Here is a 15,845-nt window from a genome sequence, read left to right on the forward strand (position 1 = left end):
GAAGTCTGGCCGCTCTCACCCATGCAGGCGGGAATGCTCTATCACGCCTCCTTGGACGACGAGGCGCCGGACATCCACCTCATCCAGCAGTCGCAGGTCATCGACGGACCCTTGGACACGGAACGATTCCGGAGATCCTGGGAGTTCGTCGTCAGCAGGCACGCGGCGCTCCGGGCGAGCTTCCAGCGGCGGAAGAACGGCGAGACGATCCAGCTCATTCCCCGGGACGTCAAGCTTCCCTGGGCCGAACGCGATCTGTCCGATCTTTCCGAGGAAGACGCGCTGGCCGAGGCGAGCGTGATCGCGGAGAAGGAACGCGCCACGCGGTTCGACCTCACGAGGCCGCCGCTGTTGCGGCTGATGCTGATCCGGCTCGGCCCGGACAAACACTGCCTGGTGACCACGAGCCATCACCTGCTCATCGACGGCTGGTCGCGGGCGATCATCGAGGCGGATCTCCTCGAGAGCTACGCGGCGGGCGGCGCCGGGACGCGGCTGCGGCCCCCTGGTTCGTACGGGAACTACCTGGCCTGGCTGGGAAAGCAGGACAAGGAGGCCGCCAAGGCGGCGTGGCGCGCGGAGCTGGACGGCGCCGACGGATCGGCGCTCGGACTGCCCGAAACCCCCGGCAGGGCCCCGGGGCTGCCCGCGAGCGAAGTGGTCCGCCACTCGCCGGAGTTCACCTCCGCGCTGGCCGATTTCGCGCGCGGCCACGGGCTGACGTTCAACACGCTCGTCCAAGGGGCGTGGTCGCTGGTGCTGGCGAGACTGGCACGCCGTCGTGACGTGGTGTTCGGCGCGGTCGTCTCCGGGCGGCCCGCCGAGCTGCCGGGCGCGGACCAGACCGTGGGACTGTTCATCAACACCGTGCCGGTGCGGGTGCGGTTGGACGGTGGACAGTCCGTTCTCGGGATGCTGACGGATTTGCAGGGCAGGCAGGCCGAGATGATGGCGCACCACCATCTCGGCCTGCCGGAGATCCGGAAACTGGGCGAGGCGGGTTTCGACACGATCGTCGTGTTCGAGAACTACGCCGGCCAGACGACGGACTCGCCGTCCGAGCTCAGCCTGACTTTGCGGGACTTCACCCAGGCGACGCCGTACGCCATCACTCTGGGCGTCATGCCGGGCGAGAGCCTCGAAATCGAACTGCAGTATCACGCGGACGTCGTCGCCGATTCCGTCGCGAAGTCGGCGCTGGACGGGCTCACCCTGGTGCTGAAGCGGATGATCGCGGAGCCGGGGACGGCCGTCGGCAGGCTGGACGTGCTGGACGACGTCGGCCGCGCGCTGGTGGTCGGGCGCTGGAACGAAACGGACGACACGGTGGACGCGCCGTCGGCGGTGGAACTGTTCCGCCGTCAGGTGGAACGGACGCCGCAGGCGACGGCGATGACGGACGGGGGCCGGAGCTGGTCGTTCGGTGAGCTCGACGAGTGGTCCGGTCGGCTGGCGACGGCGCTGAGGGCGCAGGGCGTGCGGCGTGGCGACCGCGTCGGGGTGGTGCTGGAGCGGTCGGCGGAGGTGCCGGCGGCCTGGCTCGCGGTCTGGAAGGCGGGAGCGGCCTTCATCCCCGTCGATCCCGGCTACCCCACTGACCGGGTGGCCTACATGCTGGCCGACTCCGCCGTCGCGGTGGTGCTGTGCCGAGCGGAGACCTCGGGTGTGGTGCCTCCCGGGTATCGGCGGATCGTCGTGGACGACGCTCTCGGCCACGAGACCTCCGTTGTCCCGATCGGGGCGGACGATCCGGCGTATGTGATGTACACGTCCGGATCGACCGGTGCCCCGAAGGGCGCGGTGATCTCACACGGAGGCGTGGCGGCGCTGGCCGGGGATCCCGGTTGGGGCGTCCAGGCCGGTGGCGCGGTGCTGATGCACGCTCCGCACACCTTCGACGCGTCGTTGTACGACGTGTGGGTGCCGCTTGTATCGGGTGCGCGGGTGATCGTCACCGAGCCGGGCGTGGTCGACGCGGAGCGGCTGTCCGCCCATGTGGCGGACGGTCTCACCGCGGTGAACTTCACCGCGGGGCAGTTCCGCGCGCTTGTGCAGGAGGCGCCGGAATCCTTCCTTGGCCTGCGCGACGTGGCGGTCGGTGGCGACGTGGTGCCGCTCGACGTGGTGGAGCGGGTCCGGCGTGCCTGCCCACGGCTGCGTGTCCTGCATACGTACGGCCCGACGGAAACCACACTGTGCGCGACGTGGAAACCGATCGAGCCCGGTGAACGGATAGGGCCGTTGCTGCCCATCGGACGGCCACTGCCCGGACGGCGGCTGTATGTGCTCGATGTCTTCCTGCGCCCGGCGGCGCCGGGAGTCGCGGGCGACCTGTACATCGCGGGCGCCGGGGTGGCACAGGGTTATCTGGGACGTACGGCGTTGACGGCGGAGAGGTTCGTCGCCGATCCGTTCGCGCCGGGTGAACGGATGTATCGCACCGGGGACGTGGCGTACCGGACCGGCGAAGGCGAGCTGGTCTTCGCCGGGCGGGCCGACAACCAGGTCAAGATCCGCGGCTATCGAGTGGAGCCGGGGGAGATCGAAGGGGTACTGACGGATCAGCCGGGCGTCGATCAGGCCGTGGTGGTGGCACGTGACGGACGGTTGATCGGGTACGTCGTGTCCGATCAGGAGACGCATCCGGGACGGCTGCGCGAGCAGGTCGCCCGGGTGCTGCCGGAGCACCTGGTGCCGGCGGCGGTGATCGCGCTGGACGCGTGGCCGGTGACGGCGAACGGGAAGATCGATCGAGAGGCGCTGCCCGCGCCCGACTTCGGTGAACGCGTTTCCGGCCGGGAGCCGGTCACGGAAATCGAGCGGGTGCTGTGCGGGCTCTTCGCCGGCGTGCTCGGGCTGGAACGGGTCGGCGCGGACGACGGATTCTTCGAGCTGGGCGGCGATTCGATCACTTCGATGCAGCTGGCGGCGCGGGCCCGTCGCGAAGGAATGGCCTTCGGCGCACGGGAGGTGTTCGAGTACCGGACACCGGCGGGACTCGCGTCGTTCGTCGAACTGGGAGAGGAACCGGACGAGGTCCCCGCGGCCCGCCGTCCCGCCGCCGACTTCGAACTGGTCGACATGGGGCGGGACGAGATCGAGGAATTCGAGTCCGAGTTCGACTCGGTGTAGGTGCGGTCTCTCTCTCATAGGTACCTGCTGAGGGTGAGCCGGGTGGCGGCCGGTCCGTGAAGGACTCCTTGAGGGACCCAGAGTCCCTCAAGGAGTCCTTCACGGACTCGGGCGTCGCCACGTTCGCCTCAGGTGCACCAGCGGTCACAGCGGCTGCGCGTGAAGGACCCCTTCCTGTACCTAGGCACAAGGAGGGGGTCCTTCGTGTACTGGGGCGGGCAAGGTCACGGTCGTGAAGGGCCCCTTTGAGACCTTCATCGTCTCAAAGGGACCCTTCACGACATCCCCACGGACCGCGACTACGGACCGGCCTGGCGCCAACCGACCCCTTTTGCTTTTCACCGCAGGAAAAGCGCCCGTTGGACATGTTGTCCGTGCCGCCCCTTCGGGTGACGATTCTGCGGGGGGACATGCCGTGTTCGACGTCGGCGCCTCGGCTTCGCGCCGGACGGGATCGAGGAATTCGAGCTCGGTTCGCCGGAGAACTTCGCTGATCGAGGGAGATATTGATGGCTCAGTCGCGGATCGAGGACATCTGGCCGCTGTCGCCGTTGCAGGCAGGGCTGGTCTTCCACGCGGTCTACGACGGTGACGGGCTCGACGTCTACATCGGACACTGGGTGCTGGAGCTCGACGGCCCGGTGGACGCGGCGAGGCTCCGCGCGGCGTGGGAGGCATTGCTGGCCCGCCACGCTTCGCTGCGGGCTTGTTTCCGGCAGCGTAAATCGGGTGAGACCGTGCAGATCATCGCCAGGCAGGTGGAACTGCCGTGGCGCGAGATCGACCTGTCCCATCTCGACGACACCGATGAGGCCGTGCGCGAGCTGGCCGAGGAGGACCGGACGAAGCGGTTCGACCTCGCGACGGCGCCGTTGCTGCGGCTGACGTTGATCCGGCTCGGCGACGACCGTCACCGGCTGGTGGTCACCTGCCATCACGCGATCATGGACGCCTGGTCGCTGCCCATCGTGTTCGACGAGTTGTCGGCGCTGTACGCGGCGGCGGAGCTGCCGGAAGTGACGCCTTACCGCGAATACCTCGCTTGGCTGAGCCGCCAGGACAAGACCAAGGCGCTTTCGGCCTGGACAAAGGAACTAGGGGACCTAGAGGCGCAGACCTTGGTGGCACCCGCCGATCCGGGACGTGCGCCCGGCGTCCCCGAGAGTGTCACGGTCGAACTCCCCCCGGATCTCACGCGATCGCTGGAGGAGCTGGCCCGCGGTAACGGCCTGACGCTGAACACGGTGGTGCAGGGTGCGTGGGCGCTGGTGCTGGCGCAGCTGACCGGCCGGACTGACGTCGTGTTCGGCGCGGTCGTCTCGGCGCGCCCGCCGGATCTGCCCGGCGTGGAGGGGATGGTGGGGCTGTTCCTCAACACCGTCCCGGTGCGCGCGCGGCTGCGTGGGGCGGCGCCGGTCGTCGAGATGCTGGCGGAGTTGCAGAAACGGCAGTCGGCGCTGATTCCCGACCAGTTCGTCGGGCTGGCGGACATCCAGCAGGCTGCCGGACCCGGCGCGAGCTTCGATACCTTGATCGTCTTCGAGAACTTCCCCCGCGAGCTCGCCGGGCCGGATTCCGCCGCTCCCTTCGGCATTCGCGTCAACCAGGGCCAGGAAGCCGCCCACTATCCGCTGACGCTGGTCGCCGTCCCCGGCGAGTCGATGCTCGTCAAACTCGACTACCTGACCGACCTTTACGACCAGGCCGCCGCGCTCGCCATCGTCGAGCGGTTCACGGGTGTGCTGCGCCGGCTGTCGGGTGACCTCACCGTCGCCGACATCGACGTCACCAGCGAGGCCGAGCGCGAAGTGGTGCTCGGTCGGTGGGGCGTGTCGTCCGAGGCGCGGCCGAACGTGCTGGCACCGGACTTGTTCGCGCGCCAGAGCGAAAGCCGTCGCGACGCGGTCGCGGTCGTCGCCGGTGACGAGACGCTGTCGTACGGGGAGCTGGCCGAGCGCGCCGAGCGGCTCGCGGGTTTCTTGAGTGGCAAGGGAGTCCGGCGCGGCGACCGGGTCGCCGTGGTGATGGACCGATCGCCCGACCTGATCGCGACGCTGCTCGCGGTGTGGAAGGCGGGCGCGGCGTACCTCCCGCTGGACCCCGCGTATCCGGCGGAACGCGTGAAGTTCATGCTGGCGGACGCGGAGCCGGCCGCGGTGGTGTGCACGGAAGCGCATCGGGACGCCGTGCTGGACGGCGGTCTCGCACCGATCGTCCTCGACGATCCGGAGACCCGCCGGGTGGTCGCGGAGTCGGCCCGGCTGTCGATCGGTGCGACGGCACAGGATGTCGCGTACGTGATGTACACGTCGGGGTCGACCGGCACGCCGAAGGGTGTCGCGGTGTCGCACGGCAACGTCGCGGCGCTGGTCGGCGAACCGGGCTGGGATGTCGGCCCGGACGACGCCGTGCTGATGCACGCCTCGCACGCTTTCGACATCTCCCTGTTCGAGATGTGGGTGCCGCTGCTGTCGGGCGCGCGGCTGGTGCTCGCCGGCTCGGGTGTCGTGGACGGCGAGGCGCTGGCCGCTCACGTCGCGGCCGGGGTCACGGCCGCGCACCTGACGGCCGGGAGTTTCCGGGTGCTGGCCGAGGAAGCACCGGAGTCGGTCGCCGGCCTGCGCGAGGTGCTGACCGGCGGCGACGCGGTGCCGCCCGCGGCGGTCGAGCGGGTGCGGCGGACGTGCCCGGACGTGCGGGTGCGGCATCTCTACGGGCCCACCGAGGCCACGTTGTGCGCGACGTGGTGGCTGCTCGAACCCGGTGACGACCTGGGGTCGGTGCTGCCGATCGGCCGTCCGCTCGCGGGACGGCGGGTCTACGTCCTCGACGCGTTCCTGAGGCCGGTGCCCGCGGGGCTGCCCGGCGAGTTGTACGTCGCCGGAGCCGGTGTGGCGCAAGGCTATCTGGGACGTTCGGTGCTGACGGCCGAGCGGTTCGTCGCCGATCCCTTCGCTCCCGGCGAGCGCATGTACCGGACCGGCGACCTGGCGTACTGGACGGACGAAGGCGCGCTGGCGTTCGCCGGCCGCGCCGACGACCAGGTGAAGATCCGCGGGTACCGCGTGGAGCCCGGGGAGGTCGAGGTGGCGCTCGCCGCGCTGCCCGGCGTCGCGCAGGCCGTGGTGCTCGCCCGTGATGAGCATCTGATCGGTTATGTGGTCGGCGAAGCGGGACAGGACGTCGATGCGGAGCAGTTGCGCGGACAGCTCGCCGACACACTGCCCGAATTCATGATCCCGGCCGCGATGCTGGTGCTGGACGAGTTGCCGCTGACCGTCAACGGCAAGGTGGACCGCCAGGCGCTGCCCGAACCGGACTTCTCCTCGAAGGCGGCAGGCCGCGAGCCGTCGACCGAGGACGAACGAGTCCTTTGTGGAGTGTTCGCCGAGGTGCTCGGGCTGGAGCGGGTCGGCGTCGAGGACAGCTTCTTCGAGCTGGGTGGCGACTCGATCTCGTCGATGCAGGTGGCCGCCCGCGCCCGGCGTGAAGGGATCTCCCTGACGCCGCGGCTGGTGTTCGAGCACCGGACTCCCGCGCGCCTGGCGGCGTTGGCCGAGGAGGACCGGCCGACACCCTCCACAGTGGATACAGGGGACAGCGGGGTCGGCGAGATCCCGATGACGCCGGTGATGCTCGCCCTCGGCGAGAACGCCGTGCGGCCCGGCTTCGCACAGGCCAGGGTCTTCGTGACCCCGCCGGGATTCGACCAGGACGTGCTGGTGAAAGCCCTGCAAGCCGTGCTGGACACCCACGATCTGCTGCGGGCACGGGTGGAGACGGGACGGCTGATCGTGCCCGAGCCGGGTGCGGTGGACGCGGCCGCCTTGGTGACGCGGGTGGTGGCCGAGAACCCGGACGAGGCCGCCGAAAGTGCGGTCCGGACGGCGACGGGCACGCTGGACCCGGCGGCAGGGATCATGCTGCGCGCGGTGTGGATCGACTCCCCGGAGACCGGTCAGGGCCGGTTGGCGCTGGTGGCGCATCACCTGGCCGTCGACGCGGTTTCGTGGGGAATCATCCTGCCGGATCTGCGCTCGGCCTACGAAGACGCCACCGCCGCTCTCGAACCCGTGACGACGTCGTACCGGCAGTGGGCGCGGAGGCTGGCCGAGCAGGCCCGCGACGAGCGCACCGTGGCCGAGACAGCACAGTGGATCGCCCTTCTCGACGGCGCGGAACCGGCCGTGGAACTGAGCCCGGGGAAGACGCACTCGTGGTCTTCGACGCTGTCCGGCGACGTGGCCGACGACCTGCTGACCCGGCTGCCCGGAGCCTTCCACTGCGGGATCCAAGACGTCCTGCTGGCGGGTCTCGCCGGTGCGGTGACGCGGCTGCGCGGGACCGGTGGAGCGCTGCTGGTGGACGTCGAAGGCCACGGCCGTGAGGCCGCCGACGGCGAGGACCTGCTGCGTACCGTGGGCTGGTTCACGAGTGTGCACCCGGTCCGCTTCGAGGTCGGGGCGGGACAGCTACTCAAGACCGCCAAGGAACAGATCCGCGCCGTCCCGGGCGACGGACTCGGCTACGGGCTGCTGCGCTACCTCAACCCCGGCACCGCCGCCAGGCTGGCCGCGTTGCCGTCCGCGCAGATCGGCTTCAACTATCTCGGCAGGACAAGCCTTTCCGCCAAGGACCGGGCATGGCAGCCGTCGGGCGAAGGGCCGCTCGGCGGCGGTCCGGACATGATCCTTGCCCACCCCGTGGAGGTCGGCGCGGAGGTCCAGGACACCCCGGACGGGCCCCGGCTGGGGCTCGCCATCGACGGCCGGGATCTCGACCCCGCCGCGGTGGAGCGTCTCGGCGAGGCCTGGCTGGAGGTGCTGACCGGACTCGCCGCCGATCCCGCCGCGGGCGGGCACACGCCGTCCGACTTCGCGGTCGCCGAGGTGACCCAGCAGGACGTGACCGAGCTGGAAGCCGCGACGCCGGGCCTGACGGACATCTGGCCGCTTTCGCCGCTCCAGGAAGGCATGCTCTTCGAACGGACCGTCGCCGATGACGGCGTCGACGTCTACCAGAGCCAGCGGATCCTGGACCTCGACGGGCCCCTCGACGCGGACCGGCTGCGTGCCGCCTGGAACCGGGTGATCGCCCGGCACGATTCGCTCCGGACGGGGTTCCACCAGCTGGGCTCCGGCGAACCGGTGCAGGTCGTCGCGGCCGAGGCCGAAATCCCTTGGCGTGCGGTCGATCTGTCGCAGGTCGGGGCGGCGGACGCGGCCGCGGAGATCGAACGTCTGCTCGCCGAGGACCAGGCGCGGCGATTCGACGTGACCGAAGCGCCCCTGCTGCGGCTGATGCTGATCAAGCTCAGCCCGGTGCGGCACCGCTTCGTGCTGACGTCGCACCACGTCCTTCTCGACGGCTGGTCCACGCCGCTCGTCCTGGGCGAGGTGTCGATCGCGTACGCGGGCGGGCAAAGTCCGTCGAAGTCACCGTCCTATCGGGACTATCTGACGTGGCTGAGCCGTCAGGACGAGCAGGCGACCCGGGCGGCGTGGCAGGCCGAACTCGCCGGTGCCGACGAACCGACCGTGGTGGACGCCGACGCGGACAAGGCGATGGTCGTACCGGGTGAGCACGCCGAATGGCTGCCCGACGCCGCGACGCGAGCCCTCACCGGTTTCGCGCGTGGTCACGGTCTGACCTTGAGCACGATCTTGCAGGGCGCGTGGGCGCTGGTGCTGTCGCGGTTGGCCGGCCGGACGGACGTCGTCTTCGGGACGGTCGTGTCCGGGCGTCCCGCGGAAGTGCCGGACGTGGAACAGATGGTGGGGATGTTCATCAACACCGTCCCGGTCCGCGTGCGCCTCGACGGCGACCTGCCGGTGCTGGAAATGCTCCAGGACCTGCAGACCCGTCAGTCGGCGTTGACCGAGCACCAGTACCTGGGGCTGTCGCAGGTGCAGCGGGCGGCCGGGCCGGGCGCGGTCTTCGACACCATCGTGATGATCGAGAACTACCCGCACGACGCCGACGGTCTCGGCGACGACGGCGGGGTTTCGATCAGCTCGGTCGTGACCAGGACCGGCACCGGCTATCCGCTGACCATGAGCGTCTCGCCGGGGAAGACCCTGCGGATCCGCGTGGCCTACCGGCCCGACCGGATCGACGAGGGAACGGCGGCCGAGGTCGCCAGGCAGATCGTGCGGGTCCTGGAACGGGTGCCGACGGAGGCGTCGCTTCCTGTGGGCCGTCTCGGTGTGACGAGCGAACCGGCGCGCGTTTCCGTGGTGGAGCGGTGGAACGCGACGGGCGAGGCGACGTCCGGGACCACGGTGCCGGAGTTGTTCCGGCGCACGGCCGGGAAATCCCCCGACGCCGTGGCCGTCGTCGACGGGGAACGCACGCTGTCCTATGCCGAGCTGGACCGGGAATCGGACCGGCTGGCCGGGTACCTGGCCGCGCGGGGGGTGCGGCGCGGTGACCGCGTCGGCGTCGTGATGGAACGCGGCGCGGATCTGCTCGTCGCCCTGCTGGCGGTCTGGAAGGCCGGGGCCGCGCAGGTTCCGGTGAACGTGGACTACCCCGCGGAGCGGATCGAGCGGATGCTGGCCGATTCCGGTGCGGCGCTGGCGATCTGCGTGGCGGCGAGCCGCGACGCGGTGCCGGACGGCGTCGAGCCGGTGGTCATGGGTGCGACGGAGCACGAGGCACCGCCGGTCTCTGTCGGCGTGCACGACACGGCTTACGTGATGTACACGTCGGGATCGACCGGCGTGCCGAAGGGTGTTTCGGTGCCGCATGGCAGTGTCGCGGCCCTCGCGGGTGACCCGGGTTGGTCGCAGGGCCCCGGCGATCGCGTACTGCTGCACGCTTCCCACGCTTTCGACGCGTCGCTGGTCGAGATCTGGGTGCCGCTGGTGAGCGGGGCCACCGTGGTGGTCGCGGAACCGGGCGCGGTCGACGCGCAGCGGGTGCGGGAGGCGGTCGAACGCGGCGTCACCACCATTCACCTGACCGCCGGGACTTTCCGTGTGGTGGCCGAGGAAGCACCGGAATCCTTCACCGGCCTGCGCGAAATCCTGACCGGTGGCGACGCGGTGCCGCTCGCCTCCGTCGAGCGGATGCGCCGCGCCTGCCCCGACGTCCGGTTCCGGCAGCTGTACGGCCCCACCGAGAGCACGCTGTGCGCCACTTGGCTCGTCCTCGAACCCGGCGCCGAAACGGGTGACGTCCTGCCGATCGGAGGACCGTTGGCCGGCAGGAAGGCGTACGTGCTCGACGCGTTCCTGCAGCCGGTGGCGCCGGGCGTGACCGGCGAGCTGTACCTCGCCGGGGCCGGTCTGGCACACGGTTATCTCGGCGCTCCGACCGCGACGGCCCCGCGGTTCGTCGCGAACCCGTTCGCGGCCGGTGAGCGGATGTATCGCACCGGAGACCTCGCGCGCTGGACGGACGACGGCGAGCTGCTGTTCGGCGGCCGGGCCGATTCCCAGGTGAAGATCCGCGGCTATCGCGTCGAACCGGGGGAGATCGAGGCGGCGTTGACCGACGCACCCGACGTCGCGCAGGCGGTCGTGGTGGCGCGGGAAGAACGTCCCGGCGAGAAGCGGCTGATCGCGTACGTCACCGCGGAATCCGGGCAGGCACTGGAATCCGACGCGGTCCGAGCGCGGCTCGCGGAGCGGCTGCCGGAGTTCATGGTGCCCGCCGTCGTGCTGGTGCTGGACACCTTCCCGTTGACCCTCAACGGAAAGCTCGACCGCGCGGCCCTGCCCGCCCCCGAATTCGCCGGGAAACCGGCCGGTCGCGAGCCGCGGACCGAGGCCGAACGGGTGCTGACCGACCTGTTCGCCGAGATCCTCGGACTGGACCGGGTCGGCGCGGACGACAGCTTCTTCGAACTGGGCGGCGACTCGATCCTTTCGATGCGGTTGGCCGCCCGTGCTCGGCGCGAGAACTTCGTCTTCGGGGCGAAACAGGTCTTCGAACAGAAGACCCCCGCGGGGATCGCGGCGGTCGCCGAACGTGGCGTGTCGCGGGCCGAGGTCGCCGACGGCGTCGGCGAGGTGCCCTGGACGCCGGTCGTGCGGGCGTTGCTGGAGCGCGATCCCGGTGCGATGGCGCGGGGCGGGCCGGCGCAGTGGGTGACCGCGGGTGTGCCGGCCGACCTGTCGCTCGAGGCGCTGACGGCCGGTCTGGGTGCGGTGATCGACACCCATGATCTGCTGCGGAGCCGGGTCGTCGAATCCCGGCTGGTCGTGGCCGAGCGGGGAACCGTGGCCGCGGCGGCGCTGCTCGAACGGGTCGAGGCCGGAGACGGCGACATCGACGAGATCGCGGAGCGCCACGCCCACGAGGCGGCCGGACGGCTGGACCCCGTCGCGGGCGTGATGCTCCAGGCGGTGTGGGTGGACGCGGGCCCCGGTCGCGGGGGACGGCTCGTGATGGCCGCCCATCACCTCGCGGTCGACGTGGTGTCGTGGCGTGTCCTGCTGGCGGATCTGCAAGCGGCTTGCGAGCGACCGGTGCTCGATCCGCCGCCCGTCACGTTCCGGCGCTGGGCGCGGACGCTGGCAGACCAGGCGGCGTCGCGGACCGGGGAACTGGAGCTGTGGAAGGAGATCCTCGACGGCGCACAGGCTCGGGTCGGCGAACTCGATCCCCGGCGCGACACCATCGCGACCTCGGGACGCCGGTCGTGGACCTTGCCGCGGGACCGCGCGAGCGTGCTCGTCGAGAAGGCCACCACGGCCTTCCACTGCGGTGTCCACGAGGTACTGCTGGCGACACTGGCCGGTGCGGTGACCCGCTGGCGCGGCGGCACCGCCGTCGTGGTGGACGTCGAAGGCCACGGCCGTCAGCCGCTCGAAGACATGGACCTTTCGCGGACGCTCGGCTGGTTCACCGATGTCCATCCGCTGAGGTTGGACACGGCCGGGATCGACCCCGCCGAGGCGGACGCGCCTGGTCGGTTGCTGAAGCAGGTCAAGGAAAACGTGCGAGCTGTGCCCGACGGCGGGCTCGGCTACGGGATCCTGCGGTACCTCGGCGACGAGACCGGGAAGGTGCTCGCGGCGCTGCCGTCGGCGGAGATCGGGTTCAACTACCTCGGCCGGTTCTCGCCCCGGCCCGACGGCGACGCGGAACCCTGGCGGCTGGCCGGGACCATCGGCGGCACGGCGGAGGACGACCTGCCGCTGCGGCACGCCGTGGAGATCGACGCGGTCGTGCTGGACGGTGCGGCCGGACCCGAGTTCACCCTCACCGTGACCTGGGCGGAGCGGCTGCTCGGGGAGGCCGACGCGGAGTCGCTCGCCCAGGCATGGCTGGACATGCTGACCGGCCTCGCCGCCTACGTCGGCAGCGACGAGAGCGCCGGGGGACACACGCCGTCGGACTTCCCGCTCATCACGCTGACGTGGCAGGAAGTGGCGGAGGTCGAGGCTCTCGTCCCGGACGTGCACGACATCTGGCCGCTTTCCCCCCTCCAGGAAGGGTTGCTGTTCCACGCGGTCGACGAGCGCGGCCCGGACGTCTACGCGGGCATGCGGACGCTCGCTCTCGACGGCCCGTTGGACGTCGCCCGGTTCCGGGCGTCGTGGCAGACCCTGCTCGACCGGCATCCCGCCCTGCGGGCGAGCTTCCATCAGCTCGGGTCGGGAACGGCCGTCCAGGCGGTGGCCCGCGAGGTGGCGTTGCCCTGGCAGGAAACCGACCTGTCCCACCTGCCGGAAGACGAGGCGCTGGCGGAGTTCGAGCGGATCGAGGCGGAGTCCTATGCCGCGCGATTCGAGCTGCCCCAAGCGCCGCTGGTCCACGTGCACCTCGTGCGGTTCACCGAACGAAGGCACCGGCTCGTGCTCAGGTCGCACCACATCTCGGCCGACGGCTGGTCGCTTCCGGTCTTCCTCGGCGACGTGATGGCGGCGTACGAAGCCGGCGGCGACGGCCGGACCCTGCCCGCCCCGACGTCATACCGGGAGTACCTGTCCTGGCTCGCCAGCCAGGACAAGGCGGCCGCCCGGGAGGCGTGGCAGACCGCGCTCGCCGGGCTCGACGAAGCGACCCACGTCGTGCCACCGGACACGATCACCACGCCCATCGAACCCGACCGCGTGCGTTTCGACCTCGACGACGAGCTGAGCCGGCGCCTGGTGGAGTTCACCCGCGGGCACGGCGTGACGATGAACACCCTTTTCCAAGGGGTCTGGGCGCTGCTGCTGGCCCGGTTGACGGGACGCGACGACGTGGTCTTCGGGACCACGGTGGCCGGACGCCCGCCCGAGATCCCCGGCGTCGAATCCGCGGTCGGCCTGTTCATGAACATGCTGCCGGTCCGGGCCCGCCTCATCGGCGCGGAGCCGTTCCTCGACATGCTGTCGGACCTGCAGGACCGTCAGGTCGCGTCGATGTCGCATCAGCACATCGGGCTGGCCGAGATCAACCAGCTCGTCGGTCCGGGTGCCGCGTTCGACACGATCGTGGTGTTCGAGAACTACCCGCCCCCGCCGCGGCCGTCCGACGACCCGGATGTCCTCGCGTTGCGACCCGCCGGAATCCCGGACGACACCGGGCACTACCCGCTGTCCATCCGCGCGTCCGAAGGAGGTGGCGTCCACGGCGAGATCATCTTCCGCCCCGACGTGTTCGACCGGACGCGGGTCGAGGAGATCCTCGCGTCGATCATCCGGGCCTTCGAACAGGTCGTGGCCGACCCTCGGATCCCGGTGGGGCGCGTCGAGCTGATCGGTCCGGAGCAGCGTCACCTGGTGGTGAGGGAATGGAACCGGACGGACGAGGCGCTCGCCGCCGAGACACTGCCCGCCCTGGTCCGTGCCAAGGCCGGGCGGACACCGGACGCGACGGCCGTGGAGGACGCGGCGCGGAGCCTGTCGTTCGGCGGATTGCTCGTCGAGGTCGAAACACTGGCGCGCGTGCTCGTGGGGCTGGGCGTGCGGCGCGAAACCCGGGTCGGCGTACTGGTCGAGCGTTCGGTCGAACTGGTGGTCGCCCTCATGGGCGTCACGTTCGCGGGCGGGGCTTTCGTACCGGTCGATCCGGACTATCCCCGTGAGCGCGTCGAATTCATGCTGGCGAACTCGGCACCCGAAGTGCTGGTGTGCACCGAGGCGACCCGGGCGGTCGTGCCTGCCGGGTTCGCGGGAACGGTGCTGGTGCTGGACGAACCGCCCGCCGCCGAGCCGGACGTGGCCTTGCCGCCGGTGGCCTCCGAAGACGCGGCCTACGTCATTTACACGTCCGGGTCGACCGGAGTGCCCAAGGGCGTCGTGGTCCCCCATTCCGGCCTCGTCAACCTGGGCCACGCGCATATCGAGCGGATGGCCGTGACTTCGTCCTCGCGGATCTTGCAGTTGTCCGCGATCGGATTCGACGCCATCGTCTCCGAGCTCTACATGTCCCTGCTCGCCGGCGCGACCTTGGTGCTGCCCGATCCGGCGAGCATGCCGCCGAGGGTGACGTTGGGCGACGCGATCCGCCGGGCGCGTATCACCCACCTGACCGTTTCGCCGAGTGTGCTGGCAAGCGAGGACGATCTGCCCGACACGCTGCGGACCGTATTGACCGGCGGCGAGGTCCTGCCCGCCGCGCTCGTGGACCGCTGGTCTCCCGGCCGTCGGATGATCCAGGCCTACGGGCCGACGGAGACGACCATCTGCTCGACGATGAGTGCCCCGTTGTCTCCGGGGCACGACGTCGTCCCGCTCGGCGGCCCGATCCGGAACGTGCGGCACTACGTGCTCGACGCCTTCCTTCAGCCGGTGCCGCCCGGGGTGGCGGGCGAGCTCTACATCACGGGAGTCGGGCTCGCCCGCGGTTACCTCGGACGTCCGGGGCTGACATCGGAACGGTTCGTCGCCGACCCGTTCTCACCCGGCGGCCGCATGTACCGCTCCGGCGACCGGTTCCGCTGGGGTTCCGACGGCAGGCTGTACTTCGTCGGCCGGGCCGACGCGCAGGTCAAGGTGCGCGGTTACCGGGTCGAACCCGCCGAGATCGAGGCCGTGCTGGCGGAACACCCGTTGGCCGCCCAGGTGGCGGTCGCCGTCCACCGGGACGGCCCTGGCGACAAGCAGCTGGTGGCGTACTTCGTGCCCTCGGCCGATGCCCCCGCCGGGGGCGGCACGCCGGCTTCCGCGTTGCGCGAACTGGCGGCCGAACGCCTGCCGGAGTACATGATGCCCGCGGCGTTCGTGGCGCTGGAGAAGATGCCGCTCACCCCGAACGGCAAGCTCGACCACCGGGCGCTCCAGGCGCCGGACTTCGCCGGGATGACCTCCGGGCGGAACCCGCGCACGGCCTTGGAGACGAAGCTGTGCGGACTGTTCGCGGAGGTACTCGGGCTGGAACGGGTGGGTGCCGACGACAGCTTCTTCGAACTCGGCGGCGACTCGATCACCTCGATGCAGCTGTCGGCCCGAGCCCGCCGGAACGGGCTGGAACTGAGCCCGTGGCAGGTGTTCGAAGAGAAGACACCGGAACGGCTGGCGACGCTCGTCAAGGAGATCCCGGCCGAAGGCGAGACCACCCCGGAACCGGAGCCCGCCGGAGGCGCGCTCATCGCGCTTTCCGCCGACCAGCTGGATCAGCTCGAGGCCGGGTTCTCGTGATCAGACACCGCACTCACGTGCTTGGGACCGTAACTCACGTGCTTGGAGGCGTAACTCGCATATACGGCTCCGATCACGCGAGTTACGGCTCTGATCACGCGAGTTACGCCTTCAATCACGCGAGTTCGCCCCACC

The 15,845-nt window shown here is 70.6% G+C and carries 2 protein-coding genes; both read left to right on the forward strand.

Annotated elements, in window-relative coordinates:
* Window positions 1-33 precede the first annotated feature (33 nt).
* On the forward strand, window positions 34-3,132 hold the full coding sequence (locus DL990_RS41950) for a non-ribosomal peptide synthetase (RefSeq protein WP_158632655.1): 3,099 nt from the start codon (window positions 34-36) through the stop codon (window positions 3,130-3,132).
* 509 nt (window positions 3,133-3,641) lie between these two features.
* The gene (locus tag DL990_RS27015) at window positions 3,642-15,710 is read left to right on the forward strand and encodes a non-ribosomal peptide synthetase (RefSeq protein WP_125800321.1); all 12,069 of its coding nucleotides are present in this window, start codon (window positions 3,642-3,644) and stop codon (window positions 15,708-15,710) included.
* Window positions 15,711-15,845: the final 135 nt, after the last annotated feature.

The sequence above is a fragment of the Amycolatopsis sp. WAC 01416 genome (assembly GCF_003947485.1).
Classification (GTDB): Bacteria; Actinomycetota; Actinomycetes; order Mycobacteriales; family Pseudonocardiaceae; genus Amycolatopsis.